The sequence below is a fragment of the Luteibacter yeojuensis genome (genome assembly GCF_000964085.1).
Classification (GTDB): domain Bacteria; phylum Pseudomonadota; class Gammaproteobacteria; order Xanthomonadales; family Rhodanobacteraceae; genus Luteibacter; species Luteibacter yeojuensis_A.
In genome coordinates this window covers 71,905-91,265 of the sequence record NZ_JZRB01000025.1, presented here as the reverse complement: position 1 = coordinate 91,265, position 19,361 = coordinate 71,905, and the positions used below count along the sequence as shown (strand labels likewise).

Annotated in this window: 17 protein-coding genes and 1 pseudogene; 8 read left to right on the top strand and 10 right to left on the bottom strand. The window is 67.6% G+C overall.

The window, feature by feature from the left end; genetic code table 11:
* Nucleotides 1-22 precede the first annotated feature (22 nt).
* Complete coding sequence (locus tag VI08_RS12310; protein WP_045829876.1) at nt 23-1,693, top strand: methyl-accepting chemotaxis protein; 1,671 nt, start codon at nt 23-25, stop codon at nt 1,691-1,693.
* A gap of 1 nt (nt 1,694) precedes the next feature.
* Here the strand turns inward: VI08_RS12310 and VI08_RS12305 are convergent, their stop codons facing one another.
* From VI08_RS12305 to VI08_RS12295, 3 genes are all read right to left on the bottom strand, one after another.
* Complete coding sequence (locus VI08_RS12305; RefSeq protein WP_045829875.1) at nt 1,695-1,937, bottom strand: hypothetical protein; 243 nt, start codon at nt 1,935-1,937, stop codon at nt 1,695-1,697.
* Nucleotides 1,938-2,125: 188 nt separating this feature from the next.
* Nucleotides 2,126-2,908 (bottom strand): LytR/AlgR family response regulator transcription factor, encoded by a 783-nt coding sequence (locus VI08_RS12300; protein ID WP_045829874.1) that lies wholly within the window; start codon nt 2,906-2,908, stop codon nt 2,126-2,128.
* Nucleotides 2,898-3,986: a sensor histidine kinase gene (locus VI08_RS12295; protein ID WP_045829873.1), complete on the bottom strand. Its 1,089-nt coding sequence runs from the start codon at nt 3,984-3,986 to the stop codon at nt 2,898-2,900. The genes VI08_RS12300 and VI08_RS12295 overlap by 11 nt, the downstream gene beginning before the upstream one ends.
* 173 nt (nt 3,987-4,159) lie before the next feature.
* Here VI08_RS12295 and VI08_RS12290 point away from each other — a divergent pair, with 173 nt between their 5' ends.
* Entirely contained in the window at nt 4,160-5,293 is a 1,134-nt protein-coding gene (locus VI08_RS12290; protein WP_045829872.1) for a hypothetical protein, read from the top strand.
* Here the strand turns inward: VI08_RS12290 and VI08_RS12285 are convergent.
* From VI08_RS12285 to VI08_RS12270, 4 genes are read right to left on the bottom strand one after another with little or no spacing between them, the layout of a single operon-like run.
* Nucleotides 5,290-6,363 carry a sulfate/molybdate ABC transporter ATP-binding protein gene (locus VI08_RS12285; RefSeq protein WP_045829871.1) on the bottom strand — a complete coding sequence of 358 codons (1,074 nt, stop codon included), beginning with the start codon at nt 6,361-6,363 and terminating at the stop codon, nt 5,290-5,292. The genes VI08_RS12290 and VI08_RS12285 overlap by 4 nt on opposite strands.
* Nucleotides 6,363-7,229, bottom strand: coding sequence for a sulfate ABC transporter permease subunit CysW (cysW, locus tag VI08_RS12280; RefSeq protein ID WP_045829870.1), 867 nt, complete (start codon nt 7,227-7,229; stop codon nt 6,363-6,365). The genes VI08_RS12285 and cysW overlap by 1 nt, the downstream gene beginning before the upstream one ends.
* 2 nt (nt 7,230-7,231) lie before the next feature.
* Nucleotides 7,232-8,056, bottom strand: coding sequence for a sulfate ABC transporter permease subunit CysT (gene cysT, locus VI08_RS12275; RefSeq protein WP_045829869.1), 825 nt, complete (start codon nt 8,054-8,056; stop codon nt 7,232-7,234).
* A 2-nt stretch (nt 8,057-8,058) separates the two neighbouring features.
* Nucleotides 8,059-9,117: a sulfate ABC transporter substrate-binding protein gene (locus VI08_RS12270; protein ID WP_084621478.1), complete on the bottom strand. Its 1,059-nt coding sequence runs from the start codon at nt 9,115-9,117 to the stop codon at nt 8,059-8,061.
* An 89-nt stretch (nt 9,118-9,206) separates the two neighbouring features.
* Here VI08_RS12270 and VI08_RS12265 point away from each other — a divergent pair, with 89 nt between their 5' ends.
* Both VI08_RS12265 and VI08_RS12260 read left to right on the top strand, forming a co-directional pair.
* Nucleotides 9,207-11,108 (top strand): esterase/lipase family protein, encoded by a 1,902-nt coding sequence (locus VI08_RS12265; RefSeq protein ID WP_045829868.1) that lies wholly within the window; start codon nt 9,207-9,209, stop codon nt 11,106-11,108.
* The gene (locus tag VI08_RS12260) at nt 11,105-11,464 is read left to right on the top strand and encodes a hypothetical protein (protein WP_045829867.1); all 360 of its coding nucleotides are present in this window, start codon (nt 11,105-11,107) and stop codon (nt 11,462-11,464) included. Before VI08_RS12265 ends, VI08_RS12260 begins: the two co-directional genes overlap by 4 nt.
* Before the next feature lie 18 nt (nt 11,465-11,482).
* Here the strand turns inward: VI08_RS12260 and VI08_RS12255 are convergent, their stop codons facing one another.
* A complete protein-coding gene (locus VI08_RS12255) occupies nt 11,483-12,253 on the bottom strand; it encodes an alpha/beta fold hydrolase (protein WP_045829866.1) in 771 nt (256 codons plus the stop codon).
* Nucleotides 12,254-12,323: 70 nt separating this feature from the next.
* Complete coding sequence (locus VI08_RS12250) at nt 12,324-14,840, bottom strand: excinuclease ABC subunit UvrA (protein ID WP_198148936.1); 2,517 nt, start codon at nt 14,838-14,840, stop codon at nt 12,324-12,326.
* Nucleotides 14,841-14,948: 108 nt separating this feature from the next.
* On the opposite strand from VI08_RS12250, the gene VI08_RS12245 reads away from it, so the two are divergent.
* From VI08_RS12245 to VI08_RS12230, 4 genes and pseudogenes are all read left to right on the top strand, one after another.
* On the top strand, nt 14,949-17,030 hold the full coding sequence (locus VI08_RS12245; RefSeq protein WP_045829864.1) for a catalase: 2,082 nt from the start codon (nt 14,949-14,951) through the stop codon (nt 17,028-17,030).
* Nucleotides 16,936-17,751 (top strand): annotated as a pseudogene (locus VI08_RS22565) (cytochrome b). Before VI08_RS12245 ends, VI08_RS22565 begins: the two are co-directional and overlap by 95 nt.
* Entirely contained in the window at nt 17,748-18,299 is a 552-nt protein-coding gene (locus VI08_RS12235; RefSeq protein WP_045829863.1) for a sigma-70 family RNA polymerase sigma factor, read from the top strand. Before VI08_RS22565 ends, VI08_RS12235 begins: the two are co-directional and overlap by 4 nt.
* Complete coding sequence (locus VI08_RS12230) at nt 18,289-19,068, top strand: anti-sigma factor family protein (RefSeq protein ID WP_084621476.1); 780 nt, start codon at nt 18,289-18,291, stop codon at nt 19,066-19,068. Before VI08_RS12235 ends, VI08_RS12230 begins: the two co-directional genes overlap by 11 nt.
* On the opposite strand, the gene VI08_RS12225 is transcribed toward VI08_RS12230, so the two are convergent.
* Nucleotides 19,069-19,314, bottom strand: a complete 246-nt coding sequence (locus VI08_RS12225; RefSeq protein ID WP_045829862.1) for a hypothetical protein — start codon at nt 19,312-19,314, stop codon at nt 19,069-19,071.
* Nucleotides 19,315-19,361: the final 47 nt, after the last annotated feature.

Sequence of the window (19,361 nt, the reverse complement as noted above, 5' to 3'; positions counted from 1 at the left end):
CCGACAACGAGGATCCACCCTCATGCGCTTCTCCGTGCGTTCCAAGATCTTCGCCGCCATGGGCACCGCTCTTGCGCTGGTCGTCGCCATCGGCGTGGATGGCCTCATGGGCGTGGAATCGACCCACCGCCTGGTCGGCGCGATGTACGCCACCAACGTACGGGCCATCGTTGACGTGGCCGAGACGCAGCGCGCGGTGGTCGACCAGCGCATCGCCATCAACCGCGCGCTCGTGGATACCAGCACACGTAATACGGGCGAGCGCGTGAAGCAGGATGTGGCGAAGGAGGCAGCGGCGTGGGCGCGCTACTACCCAAGCCAGGTCACTTCGCCGGAAGAAAAGGCCGCGGCCGAGCGCTACATCCAGCTGCGCGAGGCGGCCATGCCGCTTATGCAGCAGCAGGTGGAATTGCTTGACGCCGGCAAGACCGACGAGGCACGCCAGCTACTGCTGACGAAGACCTCCGTCGCGCTGGGTGCAATGGCCGAGCAGATCCAGGCCATCGTCGACATGAACGCGAAGGAGGCCGCGCAAGCGTCCGCCGAAGCGGATGCCAGCTATGCCAAGACGCGCTATGGCGCGCTGGCACTCCTCGTCGTGGCGCTCGTCGTGCTGCTGGTGGTCGCGCTGTCGATCGTCAGGGCCGTGGTAAGGCCGCTCTCGAGCGCGCGTGCGCTGGCCCAGGCCATCCAGGACGGCAAGCTCAACAACGTGACCGCGGTGACGGGCAACGACGAGTTCACCGATACGCTGCGCGCCCTCGACCAGATGGATAAGCGCTTGGCCGGCATCGTCACCGATGTGCGGCACATCTCCGAGCAGGTGACGGCCACGGCGGCGGACATGTCCCAAGGCAACGATGACCTTTCCCAGCGCACCCAGGAACAGGCCAGCTCGCTGGAGGAAACCGCCGCGTCGATGGAGGAACTGGCGGCCACGGTGAAGCAGAACGCCGAAGGCGCCGAGCAGGCCAAGGCGATGGCGAACGCGCTGCGCACGGATGCCGAGGACGGCAGCCGCGTCTCGCACGAGGCCACCGCGGCCATGGGCGAGATCACGCACGCCAGCCAGCAGATCGGCGACATCGTGTCGCTCATCGACGAAATCGCCTTCCAGACAAACCTGCTGGCATTGAACGCGGCGGTGGAAGCGGCGCGGGCGGGTGAGCAGGGCAGGGGGTTCGCCGTGGTCGCCACCGAGGTGCGTAACCTCGCGCAGCGTAGCGCGGCCGCCGCGAAGGATATCAAGGCGCTCGTGGCGTCCACCGTGGAGCGCGTCGAATGCGGCGCCACGCTCGTGGCGCGGACGGGCGCATCGCTCGAAACCATCGCTCGTGGCGTGCGCGGCGTGCACGCGGTGGTCTCCGAGATCGCCGCGGCATCGCAGGAGCAATCGGCGGGCATCGGCCAGGTGAACCAGGCGGTGCTCACGCTCGATGAGGTGACGCAACAGAACGCGGCGCTGGTGGAGGAGGCCAGCGCCGCGAGCAAGAACGCATCCGACTTGTCGAGAGAGTTGTTGCGGCAGGTCGCCTTCTTCACCGTGGCGGGTGAACCGGCCGCGCGCGTGGCGTCGGTGCCCGCGCCCTCGGTGGCGGTGCCGGCGAAGGCCGCGCCCGCCGCGGGTAGCCGCCCCATGCCAGCCCCCGCCGTGGCGCTCGCGGACGGTGACACCGCCTGGCGCGAGTTCTGAGTCAGGCCGGTTCGCGGTCGTGCTCGCAGTCGAGCCAGTGCCGCGGCAGGTTCATCGCCCACTCGATGTCGCGTGCCAACGCGGCGGTGATATGCGCCCCTTCGCGCAGGTCGGCCAGTGTGTGGCATGCCATGCCCAGCGCACGGGCGAGCGCCTTGCTGGTGGCGATGCCGTCACCCTTCAATTCGACAATAAGCCGGCGCAGGTTCGTACGCCGTATGGCCTGAAGCGGATCGATCACCATTGCTTGCCACCCTCAACTGCTGCGGTGACAGCATTTCCAGATCGTGATACCCGCAGGTGCGCAAATTCGGACGGTTGGTGGCGAAATGACGCCGTTTGCGGCCGAAGGATGTCATCCGGCCCTGCGCATAAGTGACGGATATGACGGATGTGATGTAAAGCCCCGTCGCAAGGCTTTGCGGCTACCAGCTACAGCGTCTGGCCGAAGCGGGCCTCAAGCCCAGGCTTGAAGGTGCGGCTCACGCGCACGCTGTGCCCGTGCCGCAGCACGGCCGTAAATTCACCATGGCCCGCGGGCTCGAGCCGCACCAGGCTGTCGACATTGATGATGGCCGAGCGGTGCACGCGGATGAAGCGGCGTGGATCGAGCTGCGCGAGCAAGTCACCGAGGCTTGCGCGGTGGACAAGGCGCCTGCCGTCGACGTGCAGCACGACGTAGGTGCCGGCACTCTCGATGCAATCGATGGACGTGACGCTCACCAGCTCCATGGCGCCACGATCTTTCACGAGCAGGCGGTCGGGAAGGCCAGGAGGCGCGGCAGGCGTACCCATGAAGGCGGCAAGGGCACCGCCGAAGGCGAGCAAGGCCGCGCCCTCGGCGCGCGTCGTCGCGCGCTGCAACGCGGTGCGGATCCGTTCATCGCTACAAGGTTTGAGCACATAGTCGATCGCAGCGTCCTCGAATGCCTGCACCGCGTGGGCGTCGAACGCCGTGACGAAGATGGTGGCAGGCATGCGCGCGGCGCCGATGGCGCGTACGACGGCCAGGCCATCCATGCCGGGCATCTGGATGTCGAGGAAAACGACATCGGGTGACTCGCGTTCGATCGCCTCCACCGCCTCGATGCCGTTGGTGGCTTCGAGGATGGTGCCAACGCCTGCGTCGGCTTCGAGTATCTCGCGCAAACGCAGGCGCGCGGGCGCTTCATCGTCCGCGATGAGGACGCGCATGCGCCGACGTTCAATGGGCATCGGCAGGGTCCAAGGCGGCTGGCAGGGTCACGTGGACGCGCGTGCCGCCGCTGGCGCGCGGCGCGACGACGATGGGTTCCGCAACGTCGGGATACAGCACGCCGAGCCGCTCGCGCGACACGCCCAGGCCGACGCCCGCATGCGCCCACGACCAGTCGGCAGGAAGGCCGACACCATCGTCCTCGACCACCAGGTGCAACGAGCCACCCACCAGCGAGGCGTCGACGCGGACGGTGCCGCCTGCCACGGCAGGGGCCAGGCCGTGCCGGATCGCGTTTTCCACCAGCGGCTGCAGCAACAGGCTGGGCACCAGGATGCGCCCGGCACCCTCGCCGACGTGTGTCACGACGGCGATGCGGTCGCCGAAGCGAGCCTCCTGGATCGCCACATAGCGGCGCAGGAACTGGAGCTCGTCGTCCAGGCGCACATGCATGCGCTGGCCGCCATCGAGCGAATGGCGCAGCAGCTCGCCAAGCTGCTCGATCACATGCCGCGCCATGCCGGGGCGCGAGGTCACCAGCGCGGAGACGGTATTGAGGGCATTGAACAGGAAATGGGGATCGAGCTGGCTGCGCAACGCGCTAAGGCGCGCCTCGGAGAACCCGCGTTCAAGCCGCTCGATGCGCAACTGCGCCGCCTGGAAATCGTCGCGGAAGCGCAGCGCTTCGCTCGCGCCCGCGATGACGAGGTAGACCAGCATGCTCCACAGTACGCCACCGTGCATGGCGGCCTGCCACGGTGCGCTGCTGGCGGCGGTGGCCCAGGACCCGACGCCCAGCAGGGCGGCGAGCGCGGCCCCGAGATAGCCCGCGACCTGCGCGAACGGCAGCGACAACAGCAGGTGGATCACGATGCGAAAGGCCAGCGGTTGGGCGGGCAGGCGGCGTGACACCGCGACGATGGCGGGCAACAGCAGCGCCCACGCCCACCAGGTGGCCAGCGAGGCGCGCAGTGCCGCCCACGGCCCGTCCGCGCCGCCGAGGTTCGGTAGCGCAAATACCGCGCCGACGGCGGTCCAGCCGGCGGCGGAAAGCAGCACGGTGGCAAGGACGGGGAGGCGGGCGGCGCGCGTGGGCATCGAGGCGCAGGCTACTGGAAACGCCGTGTGGAAACGAGCGCGATGTGGCGGGCTGCATTCGCCAGGCCAGGCGTCCGGTTCATGCCGCTGGTAAGCCGTTTCGTCGCATCCCGCGGCATGGCACGGCGCCGGCTCGGTAACGTCCGGGCACCCCGACCACGCTGACTGCCACCATGCCCATCGCGCCACGCCACCGCCTCGCCCTCCTGCTGCCGCTCGTCAGCGCCGCCCCCGCCGCCATGGCTGGCCCCGTGGCCGTCCCGCTCGTCGCGGCGGCCTGGCACGCGCCCGACACCGCCCACTTCCTGGTTCGCGAAGGCTTCCCCCATGGCTTGCTGCAGCTGGATACGGAGAGTGAAGAGGGCTATGCGAGGTTCGACGGCGCCACGTTCTCGGATGGCACGATCGAGTTCGACATCAAGCCGCAGACCGACGAAATGCCCGGCATTCGCTTTCGCCAGGGTGCGGACGGGTCGGCCGACATGCTTTACATCCGTGTCGGGCCCAACTGCCCAGCCGCACAGGATTGCCTGCAGTACCTGCCGCTCACCGCCACGCGCATCCTGTGGGACATGTACCCGCAATACCAGGCCGCGGCGCCTGTCCAGGCCGATGCATGGAACCACGTGCGCCTGGTCATCGCCGGCCGGCGCATGCAGGTGTTCGTGAATCGCCAGCTGGAACCCAGCCTCGTTGTCGAGCACCTCGAAGGCGACCACGCCAGCGGCGCCATCGCGCTGGAGGGCAAGGCGCAATACGCGAACCTGACGCTCGATGCCGCGGCGACGGGGCTGCCCGCGCCACGCGAACCGGTCGCCTCGCCAACCGATGAGGGCTTGTTGACGGACTGGGAGGTGGCGGGGACCGGGCCGTTGGGTCATCCAGGCGAGCCGGCCATCGCCGACGCGCCGGCGAGCGGGTGGCAGCCGCTCGCGACGGAGGCGGGCGGCCTCGTGAACCTCGCCCGCCGCTTCGCCGCCACCCAGCGCGGCGCGGCGCGGCAGTACGCGTGGCTTCGGACGCGGCTGGTGGCGGGCAAGGCGCAGGCGCGCGAGGTGGCCATCGGCTATCTCCGCGAAGCCACCGTGTTCGTCAATGGCAAGCCGGTGTTCTCGGGCAAGAATCTCTACAACGTGCCAGGTGCGCGCCAGGCCCCGGATGGCCGGCTGGACCTGCGTAACGGCCATTTCTCGCTTCCGCTGCAGCAAGGCCGCAACGATATCGTCGTGGCCATCGACGCCAACACGCCCGACATGCGGGGGCGCTATGGCTGGGGCCTGAAGATGAAGGTGGATGGGCGACCCTAGGCCAGCCCCGTGCCCCAGGCCCAGCGCGTGCAGTCGTCGGCGAACGCCACGCCGTGCAGCGGCGCCACGCGTAGCAGCGCACCGGGGGCAAGGCCGCCCAGCTGGTCGCTGGCCATGTCCACCTCGAGCGAAAGGTCGAGCTCCGCCACGTGGACATCGAGGTGGGCCACGCTGCCGGCGAGGTAGATGTGCCGCAGCTGGGCGTCCCAGCCGGGGCCGCCGTCCGCCGCGGCAAGCGCGAGGTGTTCGGGCCGTATATAGGCGACGGCGCTGCCGGCCGTCCCCGGCCCCGGGATGGACCACGCGCCGGCGCGCCACGCATCCCCGTCGCGACGCAGCGCCACCTTGTTCGTCCGCCCGATGAACTCGCACACGAACGGCGTGGCGGGCGCCTGGTACACCTCCTGCGGCGAACCGACCTGCTCGATGCGGCCGCGGTTCATCACCACGAGCCGGTCGGCCAGTTCCAGGGCTTCTTCCTGGTCGTGGGTGACGAACACCGTGGTGAGGCCGAGGTCTTCATGCAGTTCGCGCAGCCAGCGGCGCAGGGCCGTGCGTACCTGTGCATCGAGCGCGCCGAACGGCTCGTCGAGGAGGAGGATTTCCGGTTCCACCGCCAGCGCGCGGGCCAGCGCCACGCGTTGCCGCTGGCCGCCGGATAGCTGGCTGGGGTAGCGGTCGCCCAGGCCGTCGAGCTGCACGCGCTTCAGCAGGTCGTCGACGCGCGTGCGGATATCGGCGCGCGGCGGCCGCCGCTTGCGGGGCCGCACGCGCAGGCCGAACGCGATGTTCTCGCGGACGCTGAGGTGGCGGAACAGCGCGTAGTGCTGGAACACCAGGCCGACGTTCCGCTCGCGCGCGTTCGCGGCGAGGAAGTCGCGGCCATTGAGCATGACGGTGCCCCGGTCGGGGTAGTCCAGGCCGGCGAGGATGCGCAGCAGCGTCGTCTTGCCCGAGCCCGAGGGCCCCACCAGCGCGATGAACTCGCCCGGCTCGATATCGAGGCTGACGTCATCGAGGGCGGCCAGTTCGGTGAATTGCCGGGTAAGCTGCTTCAGTGCCAGTGTCATCAGGTTCCCCGGCGGCGCGCGGCGGCCACCACGTCGGTATCCGCGTGGAAGCGCCACTCGAGCGCGGCCTTCACGGCGAGGGTGACGAGGGCCAGCAGGGCCAGCAACGAAGCGATGGCGAACGCCCCGACGTAGTTGTACTCGTTGTAGCGCATCTCCACTTCCAGCGGCATGGTGGTGGTGAGGCCGCGGATGTGGCCCGACACGACGGAGACCGCGCCGAACTCGCCCATGGCGCGGGCATTGCTCAACAGCACACCGTATAGCAGCGCCCAGCGGATGTTCGGCAGCGTGACGCGGAAGAAGGTCTGCCAGCCGCTTGCGCCGAGCACGCGTGCCGCCTCTTCTTCCTCCGTGCCCTGGGCCTGCATCAGCGGGATCAGCTCGCGCGCGACGAAGGGCAGGGTGATGAAGATGGTCGCCAGCACCAGGCCGGGCACCGCGAAGATGATGTTGATGCCATGCGCCGCGAGCCACGGGCCAAACCACCCCTGCGCGCCGAACATCAGCACGAACAACAGGCCCGAGACCACGGGCGAGACGGAGAGCGGCAGGTCGATCAGGGCGCCAAGCAGTGCCTTGCCACGGAACGTGAAGCGCGTCATGGCCCACGCCGCCGCCACGCCAAACACCACGTTCAGCGGCACGCTCACGAGGGCCACGAACAGGGTGAGGCGTATCGCGGCCAGCGCATCCGGGTCGTCGATGCTTTCGAGGAACGCGTGCGCACCCTGGCGCCACGCCTCGACGAACACCGATGCAAGCGGCACCAGCAGGAACAGGCACAGGAACGCGCACGTGGCGACGATAAGCGCCAGGCGGCCAAGGCGGCGCGGCGTGCTGGCGCGGCGGCGGCGATGCACCATGGTCACGTGGCCGGCTCCGCCCAGCGGCGCGTCCAGCGCTGCAGCGTGGCGACAAGCACCAGCAACAGCAGCGAGAACGCCAGCATGACGATGCCGAGGGCCGATGCCGTGGCGTAGTCGAACTCCTCCAGCCGCTGCACGATGAGCAATGGCGCGATTTCCGAGCGGTTCGGGATGTTACCGGCGATGAAGATCACCGAGCCATATTCGCCCACGCCGCGCGCCAGCGATAACGCGAAGCCGGTGAGCAAGGTAGGCACGAGCGTGGGCAGGATCACCCGCAGGAAGGTCTGCGCACCGGTGGCGCCGAGGCTCTCGGCGGCTTCCTCCACGTCGCGCTCCAGCGATTGCAGCACGGGCTGCAGCGTGCGGACGACGAAGGGGAAACCGACGAACACCATGGCCAGCAGCACGCCCAGTGGCGTGTAGGCCACCTTGATGCCCAGCGGCACCAGCCATTGGCCCAGCCAGCCGTTCGGCGCGTAGATGGCCGTGAGCGCGATGCCCGCGACGGCCGTGGGCAGCGCGAAGGGCAGGTCGATGAGGGCATCGAGCAGGCGGCGGCCGGGGAAGCGGTAGCGCACCAGCGCCCACGTCACCACCAGCCCGATGACGACATTGGCCATGGCGGCCAGCAGCGCGCCGCCGAAGCTCAGCTTCAGGGCAGAGAGCGTGCGCGGTGACGTGAACAACCGGGCCACGCCTTCGAAGCCGATGCCCGAGGCCTTCCAGGCCAGGGCGGCCAGCGGCAGCAGCACCACCAGGCAAAGCCACGTGAGGGTGTAGCCCAGGCTGAGGCCGAAACCGGGAAGCACGCGCCGCCGCATCGCTAGTTGCCTGGCCCGACCTGGTCGAAGAGGGCGCCATCGGCAAAGAACTTCGCCTGCGCCTTGCGCCAGTCACCGAACACCTCGGCCAGCGTGAACGTCTTCACCTGCGGGAATTGCGATGCGTACTTCGCCGCCACCTCGGGTGAGCGCGGGCGATAGAAGTTGCGCGCTTCGATCTCCTGCGCCTGCGGGGTGTAGAGGAACTTCAGGTACGCCTCGGCCACCTCGGTGGTGCCATGGGCCGCGGCGTTCTTGTCCACGACGGCCACGGGCGGCTCGGCGACGATGGTGATGGACGGCACCACGATGTCGAACTGGTCGCCGCCGGGTTCGCGTTTCGCCAGCAGGGCCTCGTTCTCCCACGCCACCAGCACGTCGCCCATGCCGCGCTGGGCGAAAGTGTTCGTGGCGCCACGGGCGCCGGTGTCCAGCACGGGCACGTGCTGGAACAAGGCCTTCACGAACGCCTTGGCGGTGTCGTCGTTGCCGCCGGGTTGCTTCAGCGCGTAACCCCATGCGGCGAGGAAGTTCCAGCGCGCGCCACCGGAGGTTTTCGGGTTCGGCGTCACCACCTGGATGCCCGGCTTCACCAGGTCGCCCCAGTCGCGGATGCCCTTCGGGTTGCCCTTGCGCACCAGGAACACGATGGTGGAGGTGTACGGCGAGGCGTTGTCGGGCAGGCGGGCCTGCCAGTCTTTCGCCAGCAGGCCGCGATCGGCGACGGCGTCGATGTCGTAGGCCAGCGCCAGGGTGACCACGTCGGCCGGGAGGCCATCGACCACGGCGCGCGCCTGCTTGCCCGAGCCGCCATGCGACATGCGGATGGTGACGCTGTCACCGGCGTGGCTGGCCTTCCAGTCGGCGACGAACGCGGTGTTCAGCGCCTTGTACAGCTCGCGCGTGGGGTCGTAGCTCACATTGAGCAGGGTCACGTCTTTCGCCAGCGCGGGCGCGGTGATCACGGTGGCGGCGAGCGCGAAAAGGGCGGGGCGAAGCTTCACGGTACGCTCCTTGGCAGCCAGGTGAACGTGGGATACGTCGATGAAGCTTATTAGCATGTCGGCGCGACGTGAACCGCCCACTCGTTAAAATTTGATCCGTGCGGCGGGTGCTATCCTGCGCCGCGCCCCACCGCGCTGGAGACCCGATGCCGCACCGGCTGCCGCATGCAACCTGGTTCACCGGCCTGCTCGTCGCCGGCATGCTGCTGTTCCTCGGTGGTTGCGCCATGGTCACCGTGGGCGATGTCACGCCGCGCGAATACATCGCGCAGCGCCGCGGCGATATCCTCTCCAGCCGCCACCTGAGCGGCCAGACGGCCGAGACGCTGGCCATGGCCGGTGTGGACGCCGCGCCCTGCGAAAGCGAGCCCTTGCCGTGCATCAACGCGCTGGCGGCCGTATCGCCCATGGGCGAGGAACGGCGCCAGTCGGCCCTGGCGGAGTTGTGGCTCGCCCGTGCCACCGGCAAGGGCTTCGGCGTGGTGCAGGAGGGCGACCGCGAGCAGGCCGAGGCATACCTCGAGGTCGCGCGGCACGCCTACGCCTATCTTTTCTTCACCGAGCGCACCGCACCGGAGCGGGCGTTCGAGGACCGGCAGACCCAGGTCCGCGATTACTACAACTACGCGGTGCAGCAGTTCGCCGTGGCGCTGGGCCACCGCGCCCGGCGGAACCCGAACGTGCCGCTGGCGATCGACCTGGGCGGCACGCACGTGGCGGTCGACCTCCACGACCTGGCTTGGGCCAACGAACACCCCCGCGAGGTGGTGGCGGCATCGGCCATGCGCTTCGAAGGCATCCGCAGCACGTTCCGGCGTGATGGCCTGGGTGCGGAACTGGTGGTCGACCTGCGCCCCGACGAGGGCGCGGATATCAAGGACCCGTATCGCTCCATGCCGACACCCTCGGCCACCGCGTTCCTGCGCTTTGCCGGCGACAACCTCGATGCCGTGCTCCACGCCGATAACGCGGTGCTGGAGGGCCACGACCCGTTCCAGGACGCCACCGTGTCGGTAGGGCCCACCACGGTGCCGCTGGCCGGCAATTTCACGGCCGGCTACGGCTTGTGGCTGGCCCGTTCGGGGTTCGCGTCACAATCCCTCGCCACGTTGTTCGGGCGCGAACGGGGCATCCGCGATCCACGCATCTACCTGATGCAGCCGTACGACCCGGATCGCCGCGTCATCCTGCTGCTGCACGGCCTGGCCTCGAGCCCGGAAGCCTGGGTGAACGTCGCCAACGATATCCTGGGCGATGAACGCCTGCGCCGGCACTTCCAGGTGTGGCAGGTGTATTACCCCACCAACATGCCCATCGCCATCAACAACCGCGCCATCCGCGACGCGTTCGCGAAGACGCTGGCCCATTACGACCCCACGGGCAAGGCCGTGGCCTCGAACCACATGGTGATCGTCGGCCACAGCATGGGCGGTGTCATCGCGCGGCTCATGGTGTCGTCCTCGGGCGACACCATCGTCGACGACGTGGCGCAGGGCAGCGCGCGGCGCAAGGCGTACCTCGTCAGGCGGGCGAACGAGATCGACCCGTACCTCAGGTTCACCGCGCTGCCGAACTTCGACGAAGCCATCTTCATCGCCGCGCCCCACCGCGGCACGGTGTTCGCCGGCAATACGTTGGCACGCCTGGTCTCCAACCTCATACGTCTCCCGGCCGCCATGGTGACGCGCGTGGGCGGCATGCTGGCCGACCTGGCGAACGATGACGGCACGGCGCAAGGCAAGAAGGTGCCGCTCGTGCCCAACAGCGTCGACAACCTGCGCAGTGAAGACGCCTTCGTCAAGGCGGCCGCCAGGCTGGCGATCGACCCGCGCGTGCGTTACCACTCCATCATCGCGCGGCGAAACCCGGAAGGCCCGCTCGAAGATTCCGATGACGGGCTCGTGCCTTACTGGAGCTCGCACCTCGATGGCGCAGCGAGCGAGAAGGTGATCGTCTCCGGGCACAGCGTGCAGGAGACGCCGCAGGCGGTGTTGGAGGTGCGGCGCATACTTAACGATAACGTAGACAGGGAAGGCGCAACCCCATGACAGAGACGTTGCCGAAGCGGCGGCGCTTCGCACGAACCAAAGCCGTCATGGCCATCCTGGTCATGTCCGCCATCCATTTTTCGCTGTTCTGCGTCGCGCTGGCTTACCAGATCGCCTGCGAGGACCATGCCTGGTGCGCGAGTTCCCTGCGATCGCTCGCACTCAACGTCCTGTCCTTTCCGCTGGGGCTGGTGCTCGTCTTGGTGCAAGCCGTTGGCGCGGACGAGAGTCGCATTTGGCCCGGCGGCGCGTGGCTGTTCGACTTGCTGTTGCCACTCAACTCCGTGCTCGCAGCCATGTTCATCTGGTACCTGATCAAGGCGGCACGGGCCTGGAAGCGCTTCGGCGAGCCCTAGGTCGACGCCCGCTTTCGCTTATCCCGCGGCTTTGAGGATCAGGTCGGCAATCTCTCGCGGGTGCGAAATCATCGACACGTGGCTCGACTTCAGTTCGATCGTCTGCGCGTTCATGCGCTTGGCCATGTAGCGCTCGAGGTCGGGGTTGATGGTGCGGTCGTCGGCCGATACCGCATAGAAGCTCGGCTTCTGGCGCCATGCGGCGTTTGTCGTCTTGCCGGTCAGCAGGGCCTTCTTGAAGGGTTCTTGCACGGCGAACAGCGCACGGGACTTTTCCTTCGGCAGGTCGCCTGCGAAGTCGCGGATGAAGGATTCCTCGGTGAGCCGGCCTTCGTCACCGTCGAACACGATTCCATTCGAGGCCGGCGGTGTCGGGTACTTCTTGGCTAGCGCGGTGTAGTCCTCCCCGGCGTCGGGTGCACGGGCTGCGACATAGACCAGCGATGCCACCTTCGGATGCACGCCGGCTTCGGTCACGATCATGCCGGAGAACGAATGGCCCACGAGCACCGTGGGCCCGTCCTGCCGGTCGAGCACACGGCGGCAGGCATCGACGGCCTCGGGGAGGGTGGTCAGCGGGTTCTGTACCGCCGTCACGTTGAAGCCCTTCGCCTGGAGCAGGGGAATCACTTCAGACCAGCACGAGCCATCGGCGAAGAGGCCATGGACCATGACGATGTTCCTTGCCTTGGCGGGCGCAGCCATGGCCGGCGCCGCCATGACACCGCGCGCCAAGGCGGCCGCGGACAAGCCAAGGAACATGCTGGCCGAGAATTCACGACGGTTCATGGCTTGTCTCCGGTCATGGATGGCGGTTGGTGGCGGGGAGGATGCGCTGCCCCGCGTGACGGAAGCGCGTTTAGTCGTGCGGTGGAATAAGCAGCCGCTTCAGGTACTTGGCCGTCAAGCTGCCTTCCGCGCGTGCGACTTCCGCGGGCGGCCCACTGGCGATGATCCGGCCGCCGTCCTCGCCTGCGCCGGGTCCCACATCAATCACCCAATCACTCCCGGCGACAACACGCATCTCGTGCTCGACCGTGATCACGGTGTTGCCCGCATCCACGAGGCCCTGCAGCTGCGCCATGAGCTTCTCGACGTCAGCGGGGTGCAGGCCGGTGGTGGGTTCATCGAGGACGTAGAGGGTGTTGCCGCGCTGGGGCCGCTGCAGCTCCGTGGCGAGCTTGATGCGCTGTGCCTCGCCACCGGAAAGCTCGGTGGCGGGTTGCCCAAGCCGGAGATAGCCCAGCCCGATATCGCGCAGCAGGTGTAGCGGTTTGGCGACGGCGGGTTCGTCCGCGAAAAACTCGCATGCTTCGTCAACAGTGAGGCCGAGGACTTCCGCGATATTCTTTCCGTTCCACGCTACCTTGAGCGTCTGCTCGTTATAGCGCGCGCCATGGCAGGTAGGGCAGGGTGCATAGACGCTCGGCATGAACAACAGCTCGACGCTGACGAAGCCTTCGCCTTCGCAGGTTTCGCAGCGGCCCTTGGCGACGTTGAACGAAAAACGGCCAGGGTCGTAGCGCTTCGCCTTTGCGGCCTTCGTCGCGGCGAACAGCTTGCGTACGTGGTCGAACAGGCCGGTATAGGTTGCGAGGTTCGACCGGGGCGTGCGGCCAATGGGTTTTTGGTCCACTTGCACAAGGCGGGTAATGGCGTCGGCGCCGCGGTGGATGCGCCCACCCGTCCGCGTGGCGATCGTCGGGCCCTCGTCGCTCTCGTCCGTGCCCGCTGGCATGTCGTGGCCAAGGTGTTCGCCGAGCAGTTCGACAAGCGCCTGGCTGACGAGGCTGGACTTGCCCGAGCCCGAGATGCCGGTGACGGCTGTGAAGGCGCCCAAGGGAAAGGCCGCATCGAGCCCGTGGAGGTTGTTGCGCGTGATGCCGCGCAGCTCGAGCCAGCCGGTGGGCCTGCGGGGCTCTCGCTTAGCCACGCGTTCCTTCGCGAAGAGGTACCGCGCGGTATGCGAGCCAGCTACATGCTGAAGACCCTTCGGTGGCCCGCTGTAGAGCACTTCGCCGCCGCGCTCGCCCGCACCCGGGCCTACGTCGACGAGCCAGTCGGCACGCCGCATCATGTCGAGGTCGTGCTCCACCACGAAGATGGAGTTGCCGGCTTCCTTGAGCTGCCCAAGCGCCGCCATCAAGGCCTCGCCGTCGGCGGGGTGTAGCCCGGCGGAGGGCTCATCCAGCACATAGACCACGCCAAACAGGTTGGAACGGATCTGCGTGGCCAGGCGAAGGCGCTGGAGTTCGCCAGGAGATAGCGTGGGGCTCGAGCGGTCCATGGAGAGGTAGCCCAGGCCGAGGGTCCGTAGCGTTTCGATCCGTACCAGCATGTCCTGGGCGATACGCTGGGCCACGAGGCGTTTCTCCTCGGAAAGCTTCGGCGAGCCCCGCCCGTGCTTGCCCTCGGCCACGGGTGCTAGCACCCCGGCCATCCGGTCGAACGACAGGGCGGACAGTTCACCGATGTCGAGGCTCGCGAAAGTCACCGACAACGAGGCCTTCTTCAGCCGCTTTCCATCGCACACCGGACATGTGCTGCCGACCATGTAGCGGGACACCCGCTTCTTCATCACCGTGCTTTGCGTGGTGGTGAAGGTATGCAACACGTACCGGCGCGCGCCCATGTACGTCCCCATGTAGCTTGGCTCGGCCTTGCGCTTCAGTGCCGCGCGGGTTTCTGCGGGCGTAAAGCCGGCATACACCGGTGCGACGGGCTGTTCCTCAGTGAAGAGGATCCAGTCGCGTTGCTTCTTCGGCAGGTCGCGCCAGGGGATATCCACGTCGTAGCCGAGCGTGACAAGGATGTCGCGAAGGTTCTGCCCATGCCACGCGGGCGGCCACGACGCGATGGCGCGTTCGCGGATGGTGAGCGAAGGGTCCGGCACCATCGTCTTCTCCGTCACCTCGTACACATGACCCAGGCCGTGGCAATGCGGGCAGGCGCCCTGCGGTGTGTTGGGCGAGAAATCTTCGGCGTAGAGCATGGGTTGCCCCGCCGGGTACGTGCCCGCGCGGGAGTACAGCATGCGTGCCATGCTCGATAGCGTCGTGACACTGCCCACCGACGAGCGCGTGCCAGGCGTACCGCGTTGCTGCTGCAGCGCTACGGCCGGTGGCAGCCCTTCGATATTGTCCACGTCTGGAACGCCGACCTGGTCGATGAGCCGGCGTGCGTACGGCGCCACGGACTCGAGATACCGGCGCTGCGCCTCGGCATAGAGGGTGCCGAAGGCAAGCGACGATTTTCCCGAGCCGGATATGCCGGAAAAGACGACAAGTGCATCACGCGGGATACGCACGTCGACGTTCTTGAGATTGTGTTCGCGCGCGCCACGTACGTGGACGAACGCATCGGTTTCTTTGGCCATGAGACCAATTATGCGGCACGGATCGTGCCAGTGCCGCATGCAGGCTGCGCACGCGATGTATACACCACCTCACGCAAGGTCGGAAGCTGATCCCAGCCGAGGTGCGCCATGGTCAGCAAAGCGAAAAGCCCGTCCAAAGCCGCGAAAGAAGAGCGCGGTAACGGCGACGAACTCCACCAGCTCGCCGGCGGGTCGCACCCGCCCATGACGACGGACCAGGGCACGCCGATAAGCGATGACCAGAACTCGTTGCGCGTTGGCCAGCGCGGCCCCACGCTGCTGGAAGACTTCATCCTCCGCGAGAAGATCACGCACTTCGACCATGAGCGCATCCCCGAGCGCATCGTCCATGCGCGCGGCTCCGCGGCGCACGGCTTCTTCGAACTCACGGCGTCGTTGAAGAACTACACCACGGCGCGGATCCTGACCGAGGTGGGCGAAAAGACGCCGGTGTTCACGCGGTTTTCGACCGTCGCCGGTGGCGCGGGCTCGGTGGATACCCCACGCGATGTCCGCGGCTTCGCCGTGAAGCTCTACACGAAGGAAGGTAACTGGGACCTCGTGGGGAACAATATTCCGGTGTTCTTCATCCAGGACGCCATGAAGTTCCCGGACCTGGTGCACGCCGTGAAAATGGAGCCCGATCGCGGGTTTCCCCAGGCGGCCAGTGCCCACGACACGTTCTGGGATTTCATCTCGCTGACGCCGGAAGCCTTCCACATGATCATGTGGGCCATGTCCGACCGTGCCATCCCGCGCTCGCTGCGCATGATCGAAGGCTTCGGCGTGCATTCGTTCCGCCTGGTAAATGCGTCGGGCAAGAGCACCTTCGTGAAGTTCCACTGGCGGCCGAAACTGGGCCTGCAATCCACGGTGTGGGATGAAGCGGTGAAGCTCGCGGGCGCGGACCCGGACTTCCATCGCCGTGACCTGTTCGAGTCGATCCAGGCCGGCAACTTCCCCGAGTGGGAGCTGGGCGTCCAGCTCTTCACGGAGGAGCAGGCCGCCAAATTCCCGTTCGACCACCTCGATGCCACCAAGCTCATCCCCGAAGAACTGGTGCCGCTGAAGATCATCGGCCGCATGGTGCTTGATCGCTGGCCCGACAACTTCTTCGCCGAGACGGAGCAGGTCGCGTTCTGTCCGTCGCACCTGGTACCGGGCATCGATTTCAGCAACGACCCGCTGCTGCAGGGCCGGCTGTTCTCCTATCTGGACACGCAGCTCTCGCGTCTTGGTTCACCCAACTTCCACCAGCTGCCAATCAATGCGCCGAAGTGCCCATTCGCGAACCACCAGCGCGATGGCCACATGCAGCAGCAGGTGCCCAAGGGCCGGGTGGCGTATGGGCCGAGTTCGCTGCAGGACGATGCGCCCCGGGAAGACGCCTCTCGCGGTTTCCGCTCTTTCCCGGCCGAAGAGGCGGGCGAGCGCGGCCGGATCCGCTCCGAGACGTTCGCCGACCACTACAGCCAGGCGCGGCTCTTCTACACCAGCCAGACCACGCACGAGCAGGCGCACATCGCACTGGCGCTGGTGTTCGAGCTTTCCAAGGTTGAGACGCTGCACGTGCGCGAGGCCGTCGTCGGCCACCTGCGCCACATCGACGATGACCTGGCCAAGCGGGTAGCGGCCGGCCTCGCCCTCGACAAGCTGCCCCCGGCTCCGAAGGCGAAGGCGCCCGTGCTCGACATGCCGCCGTCGCCGGCCCTGCAGATCATCGGCAAGATGAAGCGCACGCTGCAAGGGCGTGTGGTGGGGATCCTCGTGAATGACGGTTCCGATGCGAAAACCGTGGCGTCCGTGCGCAAAGCGGCCGAAGCGGCGGGCGCGACGGTGAAGGTCGTGGCACCGAAAGTGGGTGGTGCGAAGCTGTCGGATGGCAAGAAGCTCGTCGCCGACGGGCAACTGGCCGGCACGCCGTCCATCAACTTCGATGCCGTGGCCGTCGTGCTCAGCGCCGATGGTGCCGGGCAGCTGCGCGACGAAGCGGCCGCGATCGACTTCCTGCGGGATGCCTTCGGCCACCTGAAAGCGATCGCGCTGGATGCCGGCGGGCAGGCGTTGTTCGAGGTGACGGGACTGGATCCGGACGATGGCGTCATCGCCGCTACCGATACCAAGGCGTTCATCGAAGGCGCGAAGGGGCGCTATTTCGATCGCGAGCCCCGCGTGCGGACGCTCCCCTGAGGGTTGGTTTCCGCCCCTCCCAGGGCATCCCGGCAGCCCGCCCACACAGCGGCTGCCGGTTTTTTTATGCCAGGGAATAAAACCGGGGCGCCGACGATCTTGGATGGCGTGGGCACCCTCCCGGTGCCGCCAACCCGAGGCCACCGCCATGTCCATGCCTGCCCAGGCGCTCCGTTCCGCTCCCCTCGTGCAGCCCACCGCCTATACCAAGGTCGCCGCCGCCATCCACTGGCTGATCGCGCTGCTTATCCTCCTCAATATCGGCCTTGGGTTCTTCATGGAAACCTTCCCGAAGAAAGCGCCGGGCCACGACGAGGTGCTGTTCTACCACGCGTCGTTCGGCAGCCTTATCTTCGGGCTGGCCGTGTTCCGGCTGTTCTGGCGCGCCACGCACCGGCCGCCGCCGCTTCCGGCGCACATCCCGTCCTGGCAGCAGCACCTGGCCCATGGCCTGCACTGGGTGCTTTAGGTGCTGATGCTGGCCGTGCCGCTCACCGGTTACCTGCACCGCATGGCGGGCGGCCACCCCGTTAGCTTCTTCGGCCTGGGCAACCTCCCGGTGCTGATCGGCAAGGACGAGCCCCTGCGCCTTCTCACCGATACCCTGCACGTGAGCCTCGTGTGGGTGCTGTGCATCCTCGTCGTGGGCCACCTGGGCGCCGCCCTGAAACATCAGTTCATCGACCGCGACGGCCTGATACGGCGTATGTTGCGCGCATGATATCGACGAGTAACCGGGCGGTCGTGGACGAGTTGGCGCTTCGCCACCTCGATGCCGCGTACAACCTCGGCCGCTGGTTGCTCGGCAACGAGCAGGACGCCTCCGACGCGGTGCACGATGCGTACCTCCGCGCGGCGCGCGCGTGCGACACCTACGCCGGGGGCAACGCCCGGGCGTGGTTCCTCGCCATCGTGCGCAATTGTTGCCTGGCGCGGCTGGCGGTGCGCCACAAGGAGAAGAAGAACGTCGCCATCGATGGCAACCCCGCGGCCGCGGAACGGGCCATGCCGCAAGGCGACGACGATGTTGGCGATAGCCTCGACAGCGAGCAGCGGCGGAGCCTTGTCGCGCAGTACCTGCGCGGGTTGCCGGACGTGTACCGCGAGGTTCTCGTACTGCGCGAGATCGAAGAGCTCTCGTACCGCGAAATCGCTGATGTACTGGAAACGCCGATCGGCACCGTGATGTCGCGCCTCGCGCGCGGCCGCACGCTCCTGCACAAGGCATTGACCGATAACGGCCCGACGGAGCCTCCGCATGGACTGTAAGACCGCCTCCGACCTGTTGCCGTTGTATTTCGACGGCGAGCTCGACCGCGCCACCAGCCGTGGATTCGAGGCGCATGTGGACGCCTGCCCGGCTTGCCGCGACGCGTTGGTCGCGCTGGACGCACTGCGGCAGGCGCTACGTCACGAAGCGCCTCGATTCGACGCGCCCGGGGCCTTGAGGGCTCGCGTGATCGCGAGCGCCGCCGGGATGCCCACCCCGGAAGCGCGTCAGTTTCGCGTCGCCCTGCGCCCGTGGATGGCCATGGCGGCATCGTTGCTGCTCGCGTTTGTCGCTGGCGGCGCGGCGCTGGCCGCATGGCAGCGCGCGTCGTCGGCATCGGCCGTGGAGGCGCAGCAAACCCGCGATCTCTTTGCCAGCCATTGGCGTGCGCTCGCCGCCACGTCGCCGATCGACGTGGTGTCGACCGACCAGCACACGGTAAAGCCGTGGTTTGCCGGCAAGGTCGCGACGGCGCCCGTGGTGCGCGACTTCAAGGCGGAAGGCTACGCCCTCATCGGCGGGCGCATCGACTACGTGGGCAACGACCGCGTGCCGGTGCTCGTGTACCAGCATGGCAAGCACCTCGTCGACGTATTCATCCTGCCGGGGGGAGGCGTTGCAAGCGACGGCAGCCCGGTACAAATGCAGGGCTACGTGCTTGAGCGCGCCATGCTCGGCGGCCAGGCGGTCGCCATCGTGTCGGACATGGATCGCGCTGAGCTCACGCGCTTCCGCGACTTGCTCGATTCACAGGTGCAGGGCGACTGACTACCCCGCTGCGACGGAATCGCGCGTCTCCCAGCCGCCAGCCTCGTCTTCGATCCGCATGCGGACATTGACGCCCTTGCTGTCGCGGATGGTCACCGCGAGCGAGACGGCGAAGCGCAATGCCTCGTCCCGGGTGGGGAAATCACCGGCTTTCGAGCGGTCCTGGAAAACGGCGTAAGGCGGGCCGCCACCCGCGCCTTGCGGGAGGTAGAGAGTCACGGTGTTGCCGAAGTCCCGAGCGTCCATGGATGCACCGTATCGGCACCCACGTCATCGCGATGTCACGGCATGCG